Here is a 20,813-nt window from a genome sequence, read left to right as displayed (position 1 = left end):
CGGATCCATCGACACGCTCCGACCGACCGCCCTGGGGTCCGGTCCGCGACGTCGCGGATCAGCGACGGCGCAGCAGCGAGATCGACATCGCGTCGGTGCCGTGACGGTGCGGCCACAGCTGCGCACGGCCGGTGCCGTCGGCGGCGGCGAGATCGATCGGGGCGTCCGAGATGTCGGAGATCACGGCGCGGGCATCCAGTTCCTCGATCGCGTCGCCGTGCGTGCGGAGCGCCTCGGCCACCACCGCAGCGGTCTCGGCGAGATGCGGCGAGCACGTCACATACGCGACGACCCCGCCGGGGCTCAGAGCGGCGATGGCCGCATCGAGCAGCCCGGTCTGCAGAGCGGCGAGCTCCGGTACGTCGGAGGGCTGCTTGCGCCAGCGCGCCTCCGGACGGCGGCGAAGCGCGCCGAGACCGGTGCACGGCGCGTCGACCAGGATGCGGTCGTACCGGCCGCGCCCCGCGCGCACGCGGCCGTCCTCCTCCGAGACGGGGACGTCGAGCGGCACGCCCGCGACCGAGTCCCGCACGAGGCCCGCGCGCGCCGCGGAGAGCTCGTTGGCTTCGAGGCTCGCGCCGTGGGCGAGCGCTTCGGCGGCCAGGACCGCCGTCTTCCCGCCGGGCGCGGCGCACAGGTCGAGCCACCGCTCGCCCGGCCGCACCGGGAGCGCCCGGGCCAGAGCGAGAGCAGCGAGCTGGGAGCCTTCGTCCTGCACGCGGATGCGTCCGTCCGAAGCCGTGATGAGACCGGCGGGGTCACCGCCCGCAGAGCGGAATCCGATCGGCGAGTACGCGGTCCGCGAGGCGTCGGCGGGCACCGCCGCCAGTCCGGGAAGCGCGGCGAGGGTCACGACCGGCGACGCGTTGTCGGAGGAGAGCAGGGCCTCGAGCTCGTCCGCCCGGCCCTCCGATGCCAGCGCCCGCCGGAACGCGCGGATGACCCACACGGGATGCGCGAAACGCACGCCCAGGCGCTCGTCCTCCGAGCGCGCCGCCGCGTCGAGACGATCCAGCCACTCGTCGGTGGTCCGCTCCGAGACACGCCGCAGCACGGCATTGGCGAAGCCCGATGCGGCGCGGCCGCTCGCTTGCCGCACCTGTCGAACGGTCTCGTTCACGGCGGCGTGCGACGGGGTCCGCATCGACACGAGCTGATGCACCCCGAGACGCAGCGCATCGAGCACGTCGGGATCGATCGCGTCGACCGCTCGCCCGGCCGCATCCGCGATGATCGCGTCGTACGTGCCCTGGCGCCGCAGCGTTCCGTAGGTGAGCTCGGTGGCCAGTGCGGCGTCGGCGCCGGTGAGGCGCGCGCGAGCGATCTCGCGCGGCAGCAGGAGGTTCGCGTACGCGTCCGAGGCGTGCACCGAGCGCAGCGTGTCGTACGCGACCCATCGAGCGGATCGTCCCGAGGAGTCGCCGCGGGGCGCGGTCGTGGGCGGAGGTACGTCGTGACGGGGCTGGCGCGGGCGCCCCTGAGAAGCAGAGCTCACGAGGCATCCCCCGCACCGGGGCGGGGCGCGACGACCGCGCGCGGCTCCGCGCCGCGCAGGCCCCGCCACCAGTCCGCGGCGTTCATCGCGCCCTTGCCCGCCGGCTGCACCGTGGTGAGCGCCAGTGTGCCGTCGCCGGCGCCGAGCAGCACCTCGCGCCCCGACAGTGCGAACGCGCCCGGCGGCAGAGCGAATTCCGCCGACCGGTCGGGGCCTCGCCGCGCGGCGAGGATCTTGAACCGCTGGCCGTCGATCACGATATGCGCGCCGGGCTCGGGGGTCGTGCCCCGCAGCCGGTCCAGCACCGCATCTGCGGATGCGGACAGATCCAGCGCGCCGTCCGCGAGCGTGAGCTTGGGAGCGAGAGTCGGTTCACCCCGCTGCGGGACGGCGACCGCGCGTCCGTCGGCGATGTCATCGACCACGGATGCGACCAGCCCGGCGCCGGAGTCGGCCAGAGCGGCGAGCACGTCTCCCGCTGTCGCGTCCTCCGGGACGTCGTAGGACAGCTGCGCGTACACGTCACCGGCGTCGAGCGCAGGCACCAGCTGGAAGACCGCGGCGCCGGTGACCCGGTCCCCGGCGATCAGTGCACGCTGCACCGGGGCGGCGCCGCGCCACCGCGGCAGCAGCGAGAAGTGCAGATTGATCCAGCCGTGGGTCGGAAGCGACAGCAGCGGCTCTCGCACCAATCCGCCGTAGGCGACGATCACCCCGAGCTCGGGCCGCAGCGCCGCGATCTGCGCGGTCGCCGCGTCGTCCAGCCGGTCGGCCTTGACCACGGGCAGGCCGAGGTCCTCTGCGGCGCGGGCCACCGCCGATGGCGTCAGCACACGCTTGCGTCCGAGAGGGGCATCGGTACGGGTGACGACGCCGACGACGTCGTGATGAGAGGCGGCCAGGGCGCGCAGCGACGGGATCGCGGGCTCGGGGGTGCCGGCGAAGACGATGCGCATCGGAGTCCTCGAGAAGCTGGAGACGGTCACAGATCGAGCTCGGGAACGTCGAGCCGCACCCTGAGTGTAGTGCGCGGAGCGGCGCGGTCGGCGCTCCCGCGCGGCGCGCGCCGGCCGTGGAGTGCATCGGCGACGACCGCGGCACGCAGCGTCTCGGCGACCGTACGGCCCGACGCGTAGTCGAATCGGACGAGCGCGCGGACACGTCCGCCGTCGACCGGAACCGGACCGAGGACGTTCCACCCGCTGAGCGTCGGGATCTCTGCACGCAGCGTGTCGAGCGCTGTGCCGACGGACGCGGCCGTCCCTTCGACGGATGCCACGCGCACCGTCGGCGGCATGTGCAGCGGCGCACGATCCGCCAGTTCCGCGCGCGCGTACGACGGCTGCGTCCACGTCGCGAGCGCACGCGCGACGGGGCCGGCCACTCCGACGAGGTGCACGGGGGCGCCCGGAGCCGCCAGCGCCGCCGCGTTCGACCACCACCGCAGACACGACTCGCCGATGCGCAGGTGCTCGGCCATCAGCATCCGATCGCCGTCGAGCAGGATGACGGCACGGTAGCCGCCCGCTGCCTGCGGCTCGGCACCGCGGGTGGCGATCACCAGCGCCGGACGCGCATCGACGTGGGCGACGGGGTGGTCGCCGTCGGCGACGATGACACGGGTGTTCGGGAAGGCCCTGCCGAGCTCGTCGGCCGTGCGTTCGCTACCCGACGACGCCATGCGCAGGGTGGTGCCCTGACAGCGCGGGCACGACCACCGGGGAATCGTGCGTCCGCACCACGAGCACTCGGGCGCGGCGCCCTGACGTCGGGCGCGCAGCGGTCCCGTGCAGTGCGGGCAGCGTGCCGGCGTGCGACACCCGCCGCAGACGAGAACCGGTGCGTATCCCGGCCGCGCGACCTGGACGAGAACGGGCCCGTGCGCGAGTGCCTCCCGCGCGGCCGCGAACGCGGCGGACGGCACGCGTTGGCCACGGGACTCGCCCTCGCGCGTCGCCGAGAGCACGACGGTCGGGCTCGACCGCCGGCGCGCGGGGGTGTCGAGCACCCAGCCCAGTTGGACGAGCCGCTCGACATCGGTCGTCCGCGTGTGCCCGGCGAAGACGAGCGCCGAGCCTTCCAGCTCCTGCCGCAGCAGGGCCGCGTCTCGGGCGTGCACGCCCGGGCTCAAGGGCTCGGCGAGCAGCGGGTCGCCGTCGTCCCAGACGATGACGACACCCACGCGCGCCGCCGGCGCGTACACGGTCGATCGGTTTCCGACGACGATCAACGGATGCTCGTCCAGCAGCCGCAGGTAGCCGGCATAGCGTTCGGGTCCCGACCGCCGCGCGTCGTCGCGGACGACCGCGTCACCGGGCATCCGCGCCGCGAGCACCGCGAGCACCTGGTCTTCGTCGCGCTGATCGGGCACCACGATCAGCGCGCTCGTGCCGCGCGCCAGAGCGTGGACGGCCATCGCCGCGACGAGTTCCGCCCACGCCCCCACGGGGAGGTCCGACGCGGGGTGCGGCGGCGGGTCGACGGCGAGCCGAGCGCCCTGGTCGATGCGATCGGCGAGGTCGGGGTACTCGTCGAGGAGGCGCCCGGCCCACTCGGCGCTGGCGGCGGGGATCGCCACGGGCGGGGCCGCGCTCCCGGGCGGAGTGCCGACGTGCGACGGATCGGATGCCTCGATGGACTCGACCTCGCCTGCAGCCGCGGCGCGCGCCGCGAGCCACGTCTTCTCGGCGCGCACCATCCGCTTCGGGATGACCAGGCGCAAGATGTCGCCCGCTGATCCCGCCGACCGATCAGCCGCGCGACGCGCCAGGGCATACAGTTCGGGCGTGAGGACGGCGACGGGCGAGACGACGCTGTCGAGCTCCGACAGCGGCTTGGCGGGCGGCGGCGTCGCAGCCTGGGCGATCGTCTCGATGAGATACCCCTCGACCATGCGACCGACGGTGCGCAACGGCACCTTCACCCGAACGCCGGGGCGTACCTCGCCCTCCAGAATCGGCGGAACCGCGTAGTCGAAGAGCCGATCCAGCTGAGGCAGCGGCGAGTCGATCAGGACGCGCGCGACGAGCGGCATGGAGCCCCGGTCAGAGCCCCGACGCGCTGCGGAGCTCGTGGACCCGGTCGGTGCGCTCCCAGGTGAACTCGGGAAGCTCGCGGCCGAAATGGCCGTACGCGGCCGTCTGTGCGTAGATCGGCCGCAGCAGGTCGAGGCTGTCGATGATGGCCTGCGGGCGCAGGTCGAACACCTCGCGGATCGCCGCAGTGATGCGCTCGTCGGGGACGTGCCCCGTCCCGAAGGTCTCGACATAGAGGCCGACCGGCTCCGCGCGACCGATCGCGTACGCGACCTGCACCTCGAGGCGATCGGCGAGACCCGCGGCGACCGCGTTCTTGGCGACCCAGCGCATCGCGTAGGCAGCCGAGCGATCGACCTTGGACGGGTCCTTTCCGCTGAACGCACCGCCGCCGTGTCGGGATGCCCCGCCGTAGGTGTCGATGATGATCTTGCGACCCGTCAGTCCGGCGTCGCCCTTCGGGCCACCCGTGACGAACGGACCCGCCGGATTGATGACGTAGCGCACGTCGGAGATGTCGAGCCCGGTCGTCGCCAGAACCGGGTCGATGACCTCGACCTGCACGGCGGCCCGCAGGGCCGGGAGCGAGATGTCCGGGTTGTGCTGCGTCGAGAGGACGACCGTGTCGACGGTGCGGGGCACCGCACCGTCGTACCCGAGCGTCACCTGGGTCTTGCCGTCGGGGCGGAGGAATCCGAGAGCGCCCGAGCGACGGGCATCCGTCAGCCGCTCCGCGAGCCGGTGGGCAGTCCAGATCGCCATCGGCATGAGCTGCGGCGTCTCGGTCGTGGCGTAGCCGAACATGATGCCCTGATCGCCCGCGCCGAGCGCCGAGATCGGGTCGGAGGAGCCGCCCTCGCGGTGCTCGATGGCGGTGTCGACGCCGGCGGCGATATCGCCGGACTGCTCGCCGATCGATACGGTCACGCCGCAGGAGTCGCCGTCGAAGCCGGTCTCGCTCGAGGTGTAGCCGATGCGGTTGACCACGCGACGCACGATGCCGGGGATGTCGACGTAGCCATCGGTGCGCACCTCACCGGCGACGTGGACGAGACCCGTCGTGACGAGCGTCTCCACCGCGACGCGGCTGCCCGGGTCGACCGCGAGCAGCGCGTCGAGGATCGAGTCGGAGATCTGGTCGCAGATCTTGTCGGGGTGACCCTCGGTCACGGACTCGGAGGTGAACAGACGCAGGCCGCTCATCGGATGCTCCTCGGGGTTCGGCGGGTACGCAGACAATCATGCCCGCGGTCCCCGACATGGCGGGAAACGCGGGCACGGTGGAGCGCCACGAACGGTCACAGGACCGGTGGCGCGGACCTCAGTCGGCCTGACGCAGGCGCAGCTTGTCCTCGTGGATCTCGTGCAGTGCGATCGTCAGCGGCTTGTCCTCGACGCTCGAGTCCACGAGCGGTCCGACGTTGTCGAACAGGTTGCCCTCGTGCAGGTCCGAGTAGTAGTCGTTGATCTGGCGGGCGCGCTTGGACGCGTAGATGACCAGCTGGTACTTCGAGTCGACCTTCTCGAGCAATGCGTCGATGGGCGGGTCGATGATGCCCTTGTCACGTCCAGCCATGATGAACCTCCAGGATCGGATGGCGGTGGAGAATCTGAGATGCGGATGCCGCAAGGCCGCGGGAGCCCGCGGCATCCGATCATTCTATCAGCGTGCGAGCGCTGCGACCTCGGCCGCCGCGCGGGCGACCTCGTCGTTGACGACGCGATAGTCGAACTCCCCCTGCGAGGCCAGCTCCGTCTTGGCCGTGCGCAGACGCCGCGCCCGCTCCTCGGCGTCTTCGGTACCGCGCCCCACGAGCCGTTGCACGAGCTCGTCCCAGCTCGGCGGCAGCAGGAAGACGAGAGTGGCGTCGGGAGCCGCGGCGCGCACCTGGCGGGCACCCTGCAGATCGATCTCCAGAAGGACGGTGCGTCCCTCGGCCAGGGCCGCCTCGATGGGCGCCTTGGGCGTGCCGTAGCGGTACTTGTTGTGCACCGTGGCGTGCTCGAGGAGCTCCCCCGCGGCGATCAGCCGATCGAACTCGGCGTCGTCGACGAAGTAGTAGTGCTCGCCGTGGACCTCGCCGGGGCGGGGTTGCCGCGTCGTCGCCGAGACCGACAGCAGGATCTCGGGGTGGTGGTCGCGGATGTGCGCGGCGACCGTGCCCTTGCCGACGGCCGTCGGGCCGGCCAGCACGAGCAGGCGGCTGCGTCCCGCGCGGGCGGCGGGTGCGGGGAATCTCCCGTCGAGCCACTGCGAGAGCGCGGTGCGCTGTCGCGTGCCGAGTCCGCCCAGTCGCTTGACCGGCGAGATGTCGAGATCGGCGAGGATGCGATCGCGCTTGCCCTCGCCGATGGCCGGCAGAGCCGTCAGGTACTCGGTGACCCGCATGGCGCCCGCCGGCGAGGCCGGGTTCTCCAGCGCGCGCCGCAGCAGCTCCTGCGGGGTGATGACGCGCATGGCGACATCGTGCTTCAGGGCCGCGCGCTCACGACGCGCGGCGACGGCGCGACGGGAGGCGGCGGCGCGGTCGACCTCGGGGGGGCGGCGCTTCTCACTCATCGCTGACCACGGTACAGCGCCGCGCGCTCCTCGATCCGCGTCGCCAGGTCATCGGGGCCGGCCGAGAGCACGCTGCGGCTCTCACTGGCCACGACCTGCGACGCCACGTACCCGAAGATCGACCCGAGGTCGGCGGGCTGCGCACCCTGAGCGCCGAAGCCCGGCGCCAGGATCGGGGTCCCGGCCAGGACGATGTCGTCGAGACCGAACGCCCGTCGGTCGACGGTGGCGCCCACGACGAGTCCGATCGGCCCGAGCGAGCCCGGGGCTCCGATGTTGCGAGCGGCGACGTCGTGCGCAACGCGTTCCGCGACGGTCTCCTCCTCGTCGACACGGGCCTTCTGCAGGGCCGCGGCCTCGGGGTTGCTCGTCGCAGCGAGGACGAAAGCACCCTTGTCGTGTTCGAGGGCCATCGTCAGTGCGGCGTGCAGGGCATCGGTGCCGAGGTACGGACTGAGCGTGACGGCATCGCTCTCCAGCGGTGCGCCGGGGCGCAGCCACGCCTCGGCATAGCCGTCCATCGTCGTGCCGATGTCTCCGCGTTTGGCATCCGCGATCACCAGCAGGTCAGCGGCGCGGGCGGCGGCGATGACCTCCTCGAGTGCGGCGAATCCGGCGGAGCCGTAGCGCTCGAAGAACGCGACCTGGGGCTTCACGATCCCGGCGCGCCCGCGCGCGGCATCCACCGTGCGCAGACCGAATTCCCGCACGCCCGCGGCCGATGCATCGAGCCCCCAGGCGCGTAGCAGCGCCTCATGCGGATCGATGCCGACGCACAGCGGACCGCGCGCGTCGATCGCCTGGCGCAGTCGCTGGCCGAACGTGCTCACCGGAGTGCCCCGGACCGACTCGGGGCAACGGCCGACGCCGCGGGCCGGGGAGCAGGCGGCGGCGAGTGCCGTGCGGCGCTCATCCGCGGGCCGCGGCGCGGTCGGCGGCGTACTCCTGCAGGCTCCGCACCTCGAAGCCGGTCCGGAGCACCGGCAGCGCACTGACCGCGGCACCGAGGACGGCCATCGTGGTGAACAGCGCCTTGTCGGCGGCGACGGCCGCGGCGCGGATCTCGTACCCGTCGGCGCGGGCGATCCCCCCCGAGGGGGTGTTCACGACGATGTCGATCTCACCGGCGTTGATGAGGTCGACGACGTTCCGCTCCCCCGAGACCTGCGTCGCCGAGTACTTGTTCACGATGTCGACGCGGATGCCGTTGCGCGCGAGGATCTCGGCGGTCCCCTCCGTCGCGACCAGGCGGAAGCCGAGCTCCTGCAGGCGGTGGGCCGGGAGGATCACCGCACGCTTGTCGTCGTCGGCGACCGACAGGAACACCGTGCCCTCGGTCGGCATGCCGCCGTACGCCGCGGCCTGGCTCTTCGCGAACGCTGTCGGGAAGTCCCGGTCGATGCCCATGACCTCGCCGGTCGAACGCATCTCCGGACCGAGAACGGAATCGACCGTGTGGCCGTCTGCGGTGCGGAAGCGCTTGAACGGCAGCACCGCCTCCTTGACGGCGACGGGGGCATCCAGCGGCACCCGGGAGCCGTCCTCGGCGGGAAGCAGCCCCTCCGCCTTCAGCTCTGCGACGCTGGCGCCGGCCATGATGCGCGAGGCCGCCTTGGCCAGGGGGATGCCGAGGGCCTTCGAGACGAAGGGCACCGTGCGCGAGGCGCGAGGGTTGGCCTCGATGACGTAGAGCACACCTGCCGAGACGGCGAACTGGACGTTCAGGAGTCCGCGTACGCCCACGCCCTCGGCGATGGCGAGGGTCGCGGCGCGCACCCGGTCGATCTCGGTGCGGCCGAGAGAAATGGGAGGCAGGGTGCAGGACGAGTCGCCGGAGTGGATGCCGGCCTCCTCCAGATGCTCCATGACGCCGCCGATGTACAGCTCCCGGCCGTCGTAGAGCGCGTCGACGTCGAGCTCGATCGCGTCGTCGAGGAAGCGGTCCACGAGCAGGGGCTTGCCCTCTTCGATGACGACCTCGCCGGCGGCGCGCACGAAGTAGTCGCGCAGGCTCTCCGTGTCGTACACGATCTCCATGCCGCGACCACCGAGCACGAAGCTCGGGCGCACGAGCACGGGGTAGCCGATCTCCTCGGCGATCGCGACCGCGCCCGCCTCATCGATCGCGGTGTCGTGACGCGGGGCGACGAGCCCCGCGCGGTCGAGCAGCTGCGAGAAGAGCTCGCGCTCCTCGGCGATGTCGATGGCCGCCGGCGACGTGCCGAGGATCGTGTAGCCGGCCTCTTCGATGCCCTTGGCAAGGCCCAGCGGCGTCTGGCCGCCCAGCTGGCAGACGACACCCAGGATCGTGCCGGACGCGCTCTCGGCGTGCAGCACCTCGAGGACGTCCTCGAGGGTCAGTGGCTCGAAGTACAGCCGGTCGCTGGTGTCGTAGTCGGTCGAGACGGTCTCGGGGTTGCAGTTGACCATGATGGTCTCGTAGCCGGCATCCGACAGCGCGAACGACGCGTGGACGCACGAGTAGTCGAACTCCACTCCCTGGCCGATGCGGTTCGGACCCGATCCGATGATGACGACCTTGGTGCGCTCGGAGGGAGTGACCTCGGTCTCGTGGTCGTAGCTCGAGTAGTGGTATGGCGTGAGCGCCGGGAACTCTCCCGCGCACGTGTCGACGGTCTTGTACACGGGGCGGATGTCGAGGCCGTGCCGCACGCCGCGCACCTCGGACTCGGAGACGCCGCGCAGCTGCGCGATCTGTGCGTCGCTGAAGCCGTGCTCCTTCGCGATGCGGAGGGTGTTCGCATCGAGCTCGGGCGCGGCCTCGACGAAGGCCGCGACCTCGTTGATGAGCGCCATCTGGTCGAGGAACCACGGGTCGATCTTGGTGGCTTCGAAGGCCTGCTCGATGCTCGCACCCTTGCGCATCGCCTGCTGCAGCGTCACGATCCGGCCGTCGGTCGGCGTCTTCGCGATCTCCAGCAGCTCTTCCACCGATCGGGGCTCGACGCCCCAGTGGAAGCTCGAACCGCGCTTCTCCAGCGACCGCAGCGCCTTCTGCAGCGCCGTCGTGTAGTTGCGTCCGATCGCCATGGCCTCGCCGACCGATTTCATGGTCGTCGTGAGCGTCGCGTCGGCGTTCGGGAACTTCTCGAAGTTGAAGCGCGGCACCTTCACCACGACGTAGTCGAGCGTCGGCTCGAAGCTGGCCGGTGTCGCCTTCGTGATGTCGTTGGGCACCTCGTCGAGGCGATACCCGATGGCGAGCTTCGCCGCGAGCTTCGCGATCGGGAAGCCCGTCGCCTTCGAGGCGAGCGCCGACGAGCGCGACACGCGCGGGTTCATCTCGATGACGATGATGCGCCCCGTCGCCGGGTCGACGGCGAACTGGATGTTGCAGCCGCCGGTGTCGACGCCGACGGCGCGGATGATGTCGATGCCGATGTCGCGAAGCTTCTGATATTCGCGGTCGGTGAGGGTGAGAGCCGGGGCGACCGTGATCGAGTCTCCCGTGTGCACGCCGACGGGGTCGACATTCTCGATCGAGCAGACGACGACCGTGTTGTCGGCGGTGTCGCGCATGAGCTCGAGCTCGTACTCCTTCCAGCCGAGGATCGACTCCTCCAGGAGCACCTCGGTGGTCGGCGAGTCGCGCAGGCCCGCGCCACCGATACGGCGGAGGTCCTCCTCGTCGTACGCGAAGCCCGAGCCCAGGCCCCCCATCGTGAACGACGGGCGCACGACGAGCGGATAGCCGAGCTCGGCGGCACCGGCGAGCAGGTCGTCCATCGTGTGGGCGATGACGCTCCGGGCGACGTCCGCCCCGGCATCCAGCACGAGCTGCTTGAAGATCTGCCGGTCCTCGCCCTTGCGGATGGCGTCGACCTTCGCGCCGATGAGCTCGACGCCGTACTTCTCGAGGATGCCCTGCTCGTGGAGGGCCATCGCCGCGTTGAGCGCCGTCTGACCGCCGAGGGTCGGCAGGATGGCATCCGGCTTCTCCTTCGCGATGATCGTCTCGATCACCGCGGGGGTGATCGGCTCGATGTAGGTCGCGTCGGCGAAGTCGGGGTCGGTCATGATCGTGGCCGGGTTGGAGTTCACGAGGATGACCCGCACGCCCTCCTCGCGGAGCACGCGGCACGCCTGGGTGCCGGAGTAGTCGAACTCGCACGCCTGTCCGATGACGATCGGGCCGGACCCGATGACGAGGACGCTCTGGATGTCGTCGCGCTTGGGCATCAGTTGTTGTTCTCCCGGGAGGTGCGCACCATGTCGGCGAAGCGGTCGAAGAGGTAGTTGGCGTCGTGCGGGCCGGCGGCGGCCTCGGGGTGGTACTGCACGCTGAACGCCGGGATGTCGAGGGCGCGAAGCCCCTCGACCACGTTGTCGTTGAGGCCGATGTGGCTCACCTCGACGCGGCCGTAGCCGTTCGGGCTCTCGACGCTGCCCTCGAGGGGTGCGTCGACGGCGAAGCCGTGGTTGTGCGCCGTGATCTCCACGCGGCCGGTCTGCTTGTCGAGCACCGGCTGGTTGATCCCGCGGTGGCCGAACGGCAGCTTGTACGTGCCGAAGCCGAGTGCGCGGCCGAGCAGCTGGTTGCCGAAGCAGATGCCGAAGAAGGGCAGGCGCTCGTCGAGCACGGAGCGCAGCAGCGCGACGTGGTCACCGGATGCCGCGGGGTCGCCGGGACCGTTCGAGTAGAAGACGGCAACCGGGTCGATCGCGCGGATCCCCTCGATCGTCACGTCCTGCGGAAGGACGTGCACGTCGAAGCCGCGCGCGGCGAGGTTGTCGATCGTGGCCTGCTTGACGCCGAGGTCGAGCACGGCCAGGTTGCCGAGGCGCTGGGCCTCGTCGGCGATCGTCGCCGGGACGACCTCCACCGCCGAGACCGAGACCGCCGCGGAGAGGTTCTGCCCCGCCATCTCGGGCGCCTCGCGGACGAGGCGCAGCTGCTCCTCGGCATCCAGTGCCGCGTCGGCGCCGGAGAACACGCCGCCGCGCATCGAACCGGCCGAGCGGAGCACACGGGTCACGGCGCGGGTGTCGATGCCGGAGATGCCGACGATCCCGTCGCGCACCAGCGCGTCGTCGAGCGACTCCTCGGCGCGCCAGTTCGACACGACGCGCGAGGGGTCGCGCACGATGTAGCCGGCGACCCAGATGCGGCGCGACTCGGGGTCTTCGCCGTTCATGCCGGTGTTGCCGATGTGGGGCGCGGTCTGCAGGACGATCTGGCCGGCGTAGGAAGGATCGGTGAGCGTCTCCTGGTAGCCGGTCATCCCGGTGGAGAAGACGACCTCGCCGAAGGTCGTGCCACGGGCGCCGTAGGCACGACCCGGGTGTCGCGATCCGTCTTCGAGGACGAGGACGGCGGGGTCTTGCGAGAAGGAGGGCGTCGGGGCGGCCCCGGAGCGTGTCGAATGGGTCATGCGTCGTTTCCCGTCGGGGTCGCGGTGGAAGGGGAAGAAGTGCTGGGGTGCGGCTCCGGGGTGAGGATCGCGTCGATCGCGTCGGCGAGCACACGGGCCGAAACGTCCTGCGGTCGCAGATAGGTGTCGACGCTCTGGGGCGCACCGGCAGCGGTGTCGATCCGCCACGCCACGCGCACGAGTCCGCCCGGCTCGACGACGCGATCGATCGCGACGGTCGCCAGCGACACGTCGTCGAGGCGGTCGACCGGGAGGAACACCGTCGCCTGGCCGGGCATCGCCAAGGCGACACCGCGGTCTGTCACCGTGACGTCGACGCGGGAGCGGAACCCGAGGCCCCGGATCGCCAGCCGCTCGAGCGGTTCGCCCCGACGGGTCGTGGCCACGTAGAACCCCGACGCGGCGAAACGCTCCGCCGCGTCGGAGGGTGCGTCGCCGTACGGTGTCACGAGGCCTCCATCGCGGCGTCGTCGGCGGAGCCACGCGACGACGCCGAGGCCGAGCAGCACGACCACGACGCCGAGCATCACCAGCAGGGCGCCCTCGCGGGTCATGCGCGCTCCCCCACGTGCTCCACGACGTGCCCGTCGACCACGGTGGGCACGCCGCGGAACAGCGTCCATCGGACGTCACCGGGAAGCTCGCGCCCCAGGTAGGGCGAGTTGACGCTGAGGCCGCGCAGGTCGGAGCGCGCGAACGCGCGCACGGGCGACGGGTCGTACAGCGTCAGCGAGGCGGGTGCCCCGACGACGAGGTCGGTGCCGGCGTCGGCGAGGCGGCCGATGCGGGCGGGCGCAGACGACATCACGCGCGCGACGTCCTGCCAGGCGAGCAGACCCGTGTCGACCATCGCCTGCTGCACCACCCGCAGCGCCGACTCGAGGCCGACCATGCCGTTGGCCGCGGCCTGCCACTCGCAGGACTTCGCCTCGGCGGGGTGGGGGGCGTGATCGGTCGCGACGATGTCGATCGTGCCGTCGGCGAGTCCTTCGCGCACCGCCTGCACGTCCTCATCGCGGCGCAGAGGCGGGTTGACCTTGAACCGCGCGTCATAGCCCCGGACGAGCTCTTCGGTCAGCAGCAGGTGGTGCGGGGTGACCTCAGCGGTCACGTTCACGCCACGCTGCTTGGCCCATCGGATGATGTCGACCGAGCCGGCGGTGGAGAGGTGGCAGACGTGCAGGCGCGACCCGACGTGCTCGGCGAGCAGAACGTCGCGGGCGATGATCGACTCCTCGGCCACGGCCGGCCAGCCGGCGAGGCCGAGTTCGGCCGACACCGTGCCCTCGTTCATCTGCGCCCCCTCGGTGAGGCGGGGATCCTGCGCGTGCTGGGCGACGACGCCGTCGAACGCCTTGACGTACTCCAGCGCCCGCCGCATGATCAGCGGATCGAAGACGCAGAAGCCGTCGTCGCTGAAGACGCGCACGCGGGCGCGGCTGGATGCCATGGCGCCGAGCTCGGCGAGGCGCTCGCCCTTCTGCCCGACGGTCACGGCGCCGATCGGCTGCACGTGGACGTAGCCGGCGGCTTCGCCGAGGGCGAGTTCCTGCTCGACGACGCCTGCGGTGTCGGCCACCGGCGAGGTGTTCGGCATGGCGAAGACGGTCGTGTAGCCGCCGGCGGCGGCGGCGCGCGATCCGCTGACGATCGTCTCGGAGGCCTCGTAGCCGGGCTCACGGAGGTGCGTGTGCAGGTCGACGAGGCCCGGCAGGGCGATGAGGCCGTCGGCATCGATCACAGTCGCGCCGACGCGGGAGAGACCCGTGCCGACCTCGGCGATGCGCCCGCCTTCGACGATCAGGTCGGCGGCGTCGCCTCCGGCGATCCGGGCTCCGCGGATGAGGTGGGTCTCGGTCATCGTGCGGACTCCTCTGCGGTGTGGGTCGTCGTGGTGCCGGCGGGGGCGGGGGTCTCGCCGCGTCCTCCGGCGAGCAGCAGGTACAGCGCCGCCATACGCACAGACACGCCGTTCGCGACCTGCTCGAGCACAGTCGACTGCGGTGAATCGGCGGCGTCGGCGGAGATCTCCAGACCCCGGTTCATCGGACCGGGGTGCATGACGATGCTACCGTCCGGGAGGGCGCGCAGGCGTGCGGCATCCAACCCCCATCGGCGCGAATACTCCCGTTCAGTCGGGAAATATGCCGCGTTCATGCGCTCCAGTTGGATCCGGAGCATCATGATCGCGTCGGGAGCGCCGGCGATCGCCTCGTCGAGGTCGTAGACGATCCGCACCGGCCACGCCGAGACGTCCTGCGGCACCAGGGTGGGAGGCGCGACCAGGGTGACGTCGGCGCCGAGGGTCGACAGCAGCCACACGTTCGAGCGGGCGACACGTGAGTGCAGCACGTCACCGACGATCACCACGCGCACGCCCGACAGATCGCGTCCGCGGCTGTCGGCGCCGAATCGCCGCTTGCGGATCGTGAACGCGTCGAGGAGCGCCTGGGTCGGATGCTCGTGCGTGCCGTCACCGGCGTTGATGACGCCCGCGCTGATCCAACCGCTCGTGGCGAGCGTGTGCGGCGCGCCGGAGGCCCCGTGCCGGATCACGACGGCATCCGCACCCATCGCCTGCAGGGTCTGCGCGGTGTCCTGCAGCGACTCCCCCTTGCTCACCGACGAGCCCTTCGCGGAGAAGTTGATGACGTCGGCGGAGAGCCGCTTCGCCGCCGCCTCGAACGAGATGCGCGTGCGGGTCGAGTCCTCGAAGAAGAGGTTGACAACGGTCTTGCCGCGCAGCGTCGGCAGCTTCTTGACCTCGCGCGTCTGAGTGTCGCGCATGTCCTCGGCGACGTCCAGGATCCGCAACGCGTCCTCGAGCCCGAGGTGCTTCGTGTCGAGCAGGTTCCTCATGCGATCGTCACCTCTTCGATGCCGTCGACCTCGGCGAGGTGGACGTTGACCCGCTCGCTGCGTGCGCTGGGGAGGTTCTTACCCACGAAGTCGGGGCGGATCGGGAGCTCGCGGTGTCCACGGTCGACGAGGATCGCCAGCCGCACCGCTGCCGGGCGTCCGATGTCGCCGAGCGCATCGAGGGCCGCCCGGATCGAGCGTCCAGAGAACAGCACGTCGTCGACGAGGACGACCGTGCGCCCATCGAGCCCACCCGCGGGGATGTCGGTCGGGTGCGGCGCGCGCGTCGGATTGCGGTGCAGATCGTCGCGGTACATCGTCACATCGAGTGCACCGACGGGCACCTCGACGCCGGAGAACTCGGCGAGCAGTCCGCCGATCCGCCGGGCGAGAGTGACGCCGCGCGTCGGGATGCCGAGAAGCACGAGATCATCGGCGCCACGGTTGGACTCCAGGATCTCGTGCGAGATCCGAGTCAGTGCGCGAGCGATGTCGGCCGCATGCAGAACCGTCCGTGGGGACTCGTCCACAGTCATCCGCCGCTCCCTTCTCCGCCTCACGGGACGGGGTTAAAGGTTGCTGTGATTTCGCCTTCCAGCGTACCGGATCTCGGAGAGGGCACCGAGACCGTCCTTCCGCGTCGAGACGGCGACTCGTGGCGGCGGTCTCGACGCGTGGACGCGGTGTCGACGTCACCGGGCGAACCGCGGGGCCTCGCCCCGGTCGAAGGAAGGCGCTCAGGCGCTCGCGGCTGCCGCGGTCTCCACGATGCGGGATGCCCGGATCGGGTGCCCCGGCGTCGTCAGACACTGTCCCGACTCCAGATCCCACTTCCAGTCGTGGAGCGCGCAGGTCAGCACGCCGTCCTCGATCTTGCCGGTCTTGGTCAGGTCGGCGCGCAGGTGCGGGCAGCGGCGCTGCACGGTCCACTCGTCGATGTCGGCGTCTTCGGTCTGGTCGCTCTGCTCGGCGTACCAGTTCTCGACGTACTCGATGCGGTCGCGCGACAGGCATTTGAGGAACGTCGTCAGGAACTCGTTGAACTTCCCGGAGCGCCCCACGTCGAACTGCATCGACAGGAAGATCGAGTTCGACCAGTCGATCTCGTGGTCGGCGATGTTCGTCGAGACGAGATCGGCGGGGATCGTGTACCAGTAGATGCACTCCTCGCCCGCGTACTCGCGCACCTTCGCCTTGGGGAAATCCACCACCATGTCGAGCTCGCCGATGCGGAAACGCACGTTGCCGCCCACGCCGAGCCGGATCGTGCGGGCCCGGCGCAGCAGCGGCTCCCACCACTGCTTGAGGGCGGCGAGCATCTCTTGCGGGGCAAGGATGTCGGCGCGCCGCGCGACCTCGGCGGCGACCTCGGCCTGGCGGGCATCTCGCTGCTCCGCGAGGTAGGCCCACTTGTCGTCGAAGATGCGGTCGATCTCGTCGGGCGTGTAGAGGGTCTGGGTGATCTCCATCGCGCCGGCGTGCAGGTCGACCTGCGTGCCGGGCACGAACTCGTAGCCTTTCTGCGTCGGTCGCTGTTCGCGCATGTGGGCGAGGAACTGCCGCTGGTCGGTGAAGATCGAGTCGTTCTCGAGACCATAGCCGTTGTAGCGGAAGAGGTCCTCCCGCAGGAACATGGGCGGTCCCGCCATCGGGAAGACGTGCTCGGCGTCGACCTTGTCGATGTAGTACATCGCGCGCTTGTTCTGCGCATCACGCTTGAGCTGGGCGAAGTTCTGCTTCGCCTCCTGCGGCAGGTCGTAGACCATCGGCCACCAGATCGCTCCCGACACCTGCGTGAAGTACGCATCGGGTTTCGAGAACGACAGCAGCTTCTCGAGATCGAGGGGGTGCGAGTCGTTCTGGTTGAGGATCGACGCGGTGCCGTCGTCCACGGACAGCGACGAGTCGCCGATCGGACCATCGCTGGGCGCGCGCAACGGCGTCACCATGATCTTCAGGCCGCCCTCGTACTCCAGAACTTCTCCGGGCTGGGTGTACACGATGTTCTCGTAGCCGAGCGCGCGGATGTCGGCCTCGAGATCGTCGGTCGGGTACGCGGGCAGCAGCACGCTGATGTCCTTCGGCACGTATCTCTCGAGCAGCGCCGGATCGAAGTGGTCACGATGCCGGTGTGAGATGTAGAGGAAGTCCGCGGCGCCGAAGCGCTCCCAGTCGAGCGCACGATTGTCGGGGAACGGGAACCAGGATCCGAAGAAACTCGGTCCGATCACCGGATCGCACAGGATGCTGCCACCCGTCGTCTCGATGAACATTCCAGCGTGGCCGAGGCCTGTGATGCGCATGCGGGCGTCCTTCCGTTCAGCGTCGTCGAGTCTACGCGGCGGGTGCCGGGCCATCCTGTCCGCGCGCCGTGGAAAGGATCCCGGGGTGCCCCCGTCTTCTCGGCGGGATCAATCGGCGAGAAGCCCGCGGATGTCGTCGGCGGTGAGCGACTGCGCGAGCGCGTCGTCGTCGCCGAGCACCGCCTGAAACAGGCGCGCCTTCCGCTGCTGCAGGGCGACCACCTTCTCCTCGATGGTGCCCGCTGCGATCAGACGGTACACGTTCACCGGGCGCGTCTGCCCGATGCGGTGCGTGCGGTCGACCGCCTGCGCCTCGGCGGCGGGGTTCCACCACGGATCGAGCAGGAAGACGTAATCCGCCTCGGTGAGTGTGAGGCCGAACCCTCCGGCTTTGAGGCTGATGAGGAACACCGCGGCGGACCCGGTGCGGAATCTGCGGATCACGTCCTGCCGCCGCCTCGTCGACCCGTCCAGGTACTCGATGTCGATCCCGTGCGCGACGAGGTCGGTGCGCACGAGATCGAGATAGGACGTGAACTGGCTGAACACGAGCGCGCGGTGCCCCTCCGCCGCGAGTTCCCGTAGGTGTTCTCGCAGGGCGTCCAGCTTGGTCGAACGGATGCCCGGCGCACCGGCGTCCACGAGTTCGGGGGCCAGGGCGAGCATGCGGAGCAGAGTCAGGGACCGGAAGACGATGAAGCGATGGCGGTCGAGGTCGTCGAGCAGCCCGAGGACCTTCTGCCGTTCGCGCTGGAGCACGGTCTCGTAGACGGCGCGATGCGCGGGGCTCAGTTCGACCCGCACCTCCTGCTCCTGACGGGCTGGGAGCTCGGGTGCGACGGATTCCTTGGTCCGGCGCAGCACGAACGGCCGTAGTCGAGAGCGAAGACGTGCCAGCCGTGCCTGCCGCCCGGGGGCGCCTTCGGCGTTCTCGGGCACCTTTCCGCGTTCGATCGGTTTCACGTACTCCTCGCGGAATCGGCGCGCGGAAGGGAACAGCCCGGGGCAGGTGAGCGAGAGGATCGCCCAGAGCTCGGTGAGCGAGTTCTCCAGCGGTGTGCCGGTGACTGCCAGCACCATGCCGGCGCGCAATCCGGCGACGGCACGGTGCTGGCGCGTGGCCGGGTTCTTGACGAACTGCGCCTCGTCGAGCACGACGACGGCCCAGAGCACCGCGGCGAATGCTTCCTCGTCGTGGCGGAGAAGGCCGTAGGAGGTCACGACGACATCCGCCGTCACCTCGGCCGGGTGCCTCGCGCCCGCCCCCACGGTTCGATCGTGCAGATGCACCCGCAAACCTGGAGTGAACCGCTCCGCCTCCTCGCGCCAGGTCGACATCACGGAGGTCGGTGCGACGACCAGGAACGGCCGCCCCTCGCCCTCGTCACGGGCGTGGGCGAGAAGGGCGAGGACCTGCAGCGTCTTGCCGAGGCCCATGTCATCGGCGAGGATTCCGCCGAGTCCGTACCGACGCCAGAGCGCGAGACGATCGAGTCCCGTGCGCTGGTACGGCCGCAGCTCGGCGTTCACCCCCCGCGGCACCGCCACCGGCTCCGGGACTCCGCCGTCGCGAAGCGCGCGGGCGGCCGCGCGCCACGCGACCGCGGGTTCGGCCTGGTCCGCGAGGTCTTCGAAGTCCTCCCAGAGCGGGACGTGATAGCGCGCGATCCGCGGGCCGGCCTCCCACTCGCCGAGCTCCGCGGCATCGTCGAGCAGCTCGCGCAGGCGATCCAGCGCCGGATGGGCGAGCGAGAAGAAGCGGCCGTCGGCGAGGAGCATCTTCTTGCGTCGCAGGGCGAGCGCGGTGAACAGCGGGGTGAACGGGATGCGGCGGCCGTCGATCTCGACGATGATGCCGAGGTCGAACCAGTCGGGATCATCGGTCTCGACGGTGCGGACCGTGATCCGCGGTTCACCGCGCAGTTCGCGGAACTCGCGCCGCTGTCCGCGGATCTCCACCCGCACGCCGTCGAGCGCCTCGAGGGCGGGCAGCACGAGCGCGACGAACTCGGCGGCATCCACCCCATAGAGCCTCGACGCCTCACCGTACGGCAGATCCGGGGCCACCGCCCATGCCGCCGCGACGGCGTCGCGCACAGCGCTCTCATCACCATCGCCGGACTCGGTGTGGGACCACGGCGCACGCCGGATTCCGCGGCGCAGCCATTCGAGCCGGTACGCCACCGAATCCTCTGCGTCAGAACCCCCTCCGCCGGAGCCACCTGTGCCAGGGTCGCCCGCGCCGAAGACCACCGTTGCCACGAGCACCGTGGGCTCGGCGCGCGGCAGCACGACGTCGGGATCGGTCGTGAGCATCCCCCGGCGTTGCAACTGTGGGAGCGCCAACCGCGCGAAATCCCGAGCGTCGCTCGCGGGCACGACGACACCGGAGCGTGCCGCGAGCAGGCCGACGACGCCGTCGCCGAGCGCCGACTCGCCGAGGGTGATCCGGATGAGGGTCGCGTCCGCGTCGACCGCGTAGACACCCGACGTCCCGATGGCACGGATGCTGCCGGCGTCGATGCCTCGTCCGTCGAGCGCGACCTGCGCGCGCAGACGGAGCGCCCCTTCGGACGCGCGAGAGATGCGCACCGCGACATCGGCCGACGACGCGATCTGGACCTGCTGGCGGCGAGCGGCGGCGACGACGGGCACCTCCACGGCTGCGGCCGCCCTCAGGTGCGACCACAGCAGCGGCGAGGTGACGCTGTCCAGTGTCACCCAGTCCGAGTCGTCGCGCAGGCCGGCGAGCAGCCGCACGTCATGGGCGATGCCGTACAGCTCGACGAACCACGTGCGCTGGTCGGCGCGGAAAGCGCCGGCGCCTCGTCGCAGGGCGTCCCATGAGACGTCGCCTCGGACCCAGCCGCCGGATTCGCGGCGACGCGACAATGGCCGCACGCCGAGCGTGAACTCGGCACGATCGTCGGAGAGATCTTCCACTGTGGCAGCGCGCACCCGGCGCGGACCCCAGTGCGCGGCATCCGCGGACTCGCGGCGACGCAGCTCCACGCCGAGCGCCAGCGCATCACCGGCGTCGGCCGGCGGCGCAAGCAGCACGGACCGCCACGACGTCATGACATCCATCCTGCCGAGCACCGCCGACACGGACGAGCGGTGTCGCGACGGGGCGCCGCCGTCGCCGCCGCAGGTCGGCGCGCGCCGCGG

General features: G+C 71.0%; 15 protein-coding genes. All 15 read right to left on the bottom strand.

The window, feature by feature from the left end:
- Window positions 1-58: 58 nt before the first annotated feature.
- On the bottom strand, window positions 59-1,495 hold the full coding sequence (locus tag JOE64_RS07700; RefSeq protein WP_204963712.1) for an RsmB/NOP family class I SAM-dependent RNA methyltransferase: 1,437 nt from the start codon (window positions 1,493-1,495) through the stop codon (window positions 59-61).
- Complete coding sequence (gene fmt / locus JOE64_RS07695; protein WP_204963711.1) at window positions 1,492-2,451, bottom strand: methionyl-tRNA formyltransferase; 960 nt, start codon at window positions 2,449-2,451, stop codon at window positions 1,492-1,494. Before fmt ends, JOE64_RS07700 begins: the two co-directional genes overlap by 4 nt.
- Before the next feature lie 26 nt (window positions 2,452-2,477).
- Window positions 2,478-4,529, bottom strand: a complete 2,052-nt coding sequence (locus JOE64_RS07690) for a primosomal protein N' family DNA-binding protein (RefSeq protein ID WP_204963710.1) — start codon at window positions 4,527-4,529, stop codon at window positions 2,478-2,480.
- A gap of 10 nt (window positions 4,530-4,539) precedes the next feature.
- Window positions 4,540-5,733, bottom strand: coding sequence for a methionine adenosyltransferase (gene metK, locus JOE64_RS07685; protein ID WP_204963709.1), 1,194 nt, complete (start codon window positions 5,731-5,733; stop codon window positions 4,540-4,542).
- Window positions 5,734-5,851: 118 nt separating this feature from the next.
- Entirely contained in the window at window positions 5,852-6,106 is a 255-nt protein-coding gene (rpoZ, locus tag JOE64_RS07680) for a DNA-directed RNA polymerase subunit omega (protein ID WP_204963708.1), read from the bottom strand.
- An 87-nt stretch (window positions 6,107-6,193) separates the two neighbouring features.
- Window positions 6,194-7,090 (bottom strand): guanylate kinase, encoded by an 897-nt coding sequence (gmk, locus tag JOE64_RS07675; protein ID WP_204963707.1) that lies wholly within the window; start codon window positions 7,088-7,090, stop codon window positions 6,194-6,196.
- Window positions 7,087-7,920, bottom strand: a complete 834-nt coding sequence (pyrF, locus tag JOE64_RS07670) for an orotidine-5'-phosphate decarboxylase (protein ID WP_204963706.1) — start codon at window positions 7,918-7,920, stop codon at window positions 7,087-7,089. Before pyrF ends, gmk begins: the two co-directional genes overlap by 4 nt.
- Before the next feature lie 79 nt (window positions 7,921-7,999).
- Entirely contained in the window at window positions 8,000-11,290 is a 3,291-nt protein-coding gene (carB, locus tag JOE64_RS07665) for a carbamoyl-phosphate synthase large subunit (protein ID WP_204963705.1), read from the bottom strand.
- Window positions 11,290-12,483 carry a glutamine-hydrolyzing carbamoyl-phosphate synthase small subunit gene (carA, locus tag JOE64_RS07660; protein WP_204963704.1) on the bottom strand — a complete coding sequence of 398 codons (1,194 nt, stop codon included), beginning with the start codon at window positions 12,481-12,483 and terminating at the stop codon, window positions 11,290-11,292. Before carA ends, carB begins: the two co-directional genes overlap by 1 nt.
- Window positions 12,480-13,037 carry a PH-like domain-containing protein gene (locus JOE64_RS07655; protein ID WP_204963703.1) on the bottom strand — a complete coding sequence of 186 codons (558 nt, stop codon included), beginning with the start codon at window positions 13,035-13,037 and terminating at the stop codon, window positions 12,480-12,482. Before JOE64_RS07655 ends, carA begins: the two co-directional genes overlap by 4 nt.
- The gene (locus JOE64_RS07650) at window positions 13,034-14,344 is read right to left on the bottom strand and encodes a dihydroorotase (protein ID WP_204963702.1); all 1,311 of its coding nucleotides are present in this window, start codon (window positions 14,342-14,344) and stop codon (window positions 13,034-13,036) included. Before JOE64_RS07650 ends, JOE64_RS07655 begins: the two co-directional genes overlap by 4 nt.
- On the bottom strand, window positions 14,341-15,342 hold the full coding sequence (locus tag JOE64_RS07645; RefSeq protein WP_204963701.1) for an aspartate carbamoyltransferase catalytic subunit: 1,002 nt from the start codon (window positions 15,340-15,342) through the stop codon (window positions 14,341-14,343). Before JOE64_RS07645 ends, JOE64_RS07650 begins: the two co-directional genes overlap by 4 nt.
- Complete coding sequence (pyrR, locus tag JOE64_RS07640) at window positions 15,339-15,878, bottom strand: bifunctional pyr operon transcriptional regulator/uracil phosphoribosyltransferase PyrR (RefSeq protein WP_204963700.1); 540 nt, start codon at window positions 15,876-15,878, stop codon at window positions 15,339-15,341. Before pyrR ends, JOE64_RS07645 begins: the two co-directional genes overlap by 4 nt.
- A 201-nt stretch (window positions 15,879-16,079) precedes the next feature.
- On the bottom strand, window positions 16,080-17,645 hold the full coding sequence (locus JOE64_RS07635) for a Rieske 2Fe-2S domain-containing protein (protein WP_204963699.1): 1,566 nt from the start codon (window positions 17,643-17,645) through the stop codon (window positions 16,080-16,082).
- Between the two features lie 108 nt (window positions 17,646-17,753).
- The gene (locus tag JOE64_RS07630) at window positions 17,754-20,723 is read right to left on the bottom strand and encodes a DEAD/DEAH box helicase (protein WP_204963698.1); all 2,970 of its coding nucleotides are present in this window, start codon (window positions 20,721-20,723) and stop codon (window positions 17,754-17,756) included.
- Between the last annotated feature and the right edge of the window lie 90 nt (window positions 20,724-20,813).

Origin of the sequence: Microbacterium dextranolyticum (assembly GCF_016907295.1) — a bacterium.
Lineage (GTDB): Bacteria > Actinomycetota > Actinomycetes > Actinomycetales > Microbacteriaceae > Microbacterium > Microbacterium dextranolyticum.
The sequence above is the reverse complement of the archived record's forward strand: the minus strand, read 5'-3'. Positions and strand labels throughout refer to the sequence as shown.

What these genes read in the sequence shown, in the direction of transcription:
- fmt (WP_204963711.1), bottom strand. Translation starts at nt 2,451, where the DNA reads ATGCGCATCGTCTTCGCCGGCACCCCCGAGCCCGCGATCCCGTCGCTG.
- JOE64_RS07690 (WP_204963710.1), bottom strand. Translation starts at nt 4,529, where the DNA reads ATGCCGCTCGTCGCGCGCGTCCTGATCGACTCGCCGCTGCCTCAGCTG.
- metK (WP_204963709.1), bottom strand. Translation starts at nt 5,733, where the DNA reads ATGAGCGGCCTGCGTCTGTTCACCTCCGAGTCCGTGACCGAGGGTCAC.
- rpoZ (WP_204963708.1), bottom strand. Translation starts at nt 6,106, where the DNA reads ATGGCTGGACGTGACAAGGGCATCATCGACCCGCCCATCGACGCATTG.
- gmk (WP_204963707.1), bottom strand. Translation starts at nt 7,090, where the DNA reads ATGAGTGAGAAGCGCCGCCCCCCCGAGGTCGACCGCGCCGCCGCCTCC.
- carB (WP_204963705.1), bottom strand. Translation starts at nt 11,290, where the DNA reads ATGCCCAAGCGCGACGACATCCAGAGCGTCCTCGTCATCGGGTCCGGC.
- carA (WP_204963704.1), bottom strand. Translation starts at nt 12,483, where the DNA reads ATGACCCATTCGACACGCTCCGGGGCCGCCCCGACGCCCTCCTTCTCG.
- JOE64_RS07655 (WP_204963703.1), bottom strand. Translation starts at nt 13,037, where the DNA reads ATGACCCGCGAGGGCGCCCTGCTGGTGATGCTCGGCGTCGTGGTCGTG.
- JOE64_RS07650 (WP_204963702.1), bottom strand. Translation starts at nt 14,344, where the DNA reads ATGACCGAGACCCACCTCATCCGCGGAGCCCGGATCGCCGGAGGCGAC.
- JOE64_RS07645 (WP_204963701.1), bottom strand. Translation starts at nt 15,342, where the DNA reads ATGAGGAACCTGCTCGACACGAAGCACCTCGGGCTCGAGGACGCGTTG.
- pyrR (WP_204963700.1), bottom strand. Translation starts at nt 15,878, where the DNA reads ATGACTGTGGACGAGTCCCCACGGACGGTTCTGCATGCGGCCGACATC.
- JOE64_RS07635 (WP_204963699.1), bottom strand. Translation starts at nt 17,645, where the DNA reads ATGCGCATCACAGGCCTCGGCCACGCTGGAATGTTCATCGAGACGACG.
- JOE64_RS07630 (WP_204963698.1), bottom strand. Translation starts at nt 20,723, where the DNA reads ATGACGTCGTGGCGGTCCGTGCTGCTTGCGCCGCCGGCCGACGCCGGT.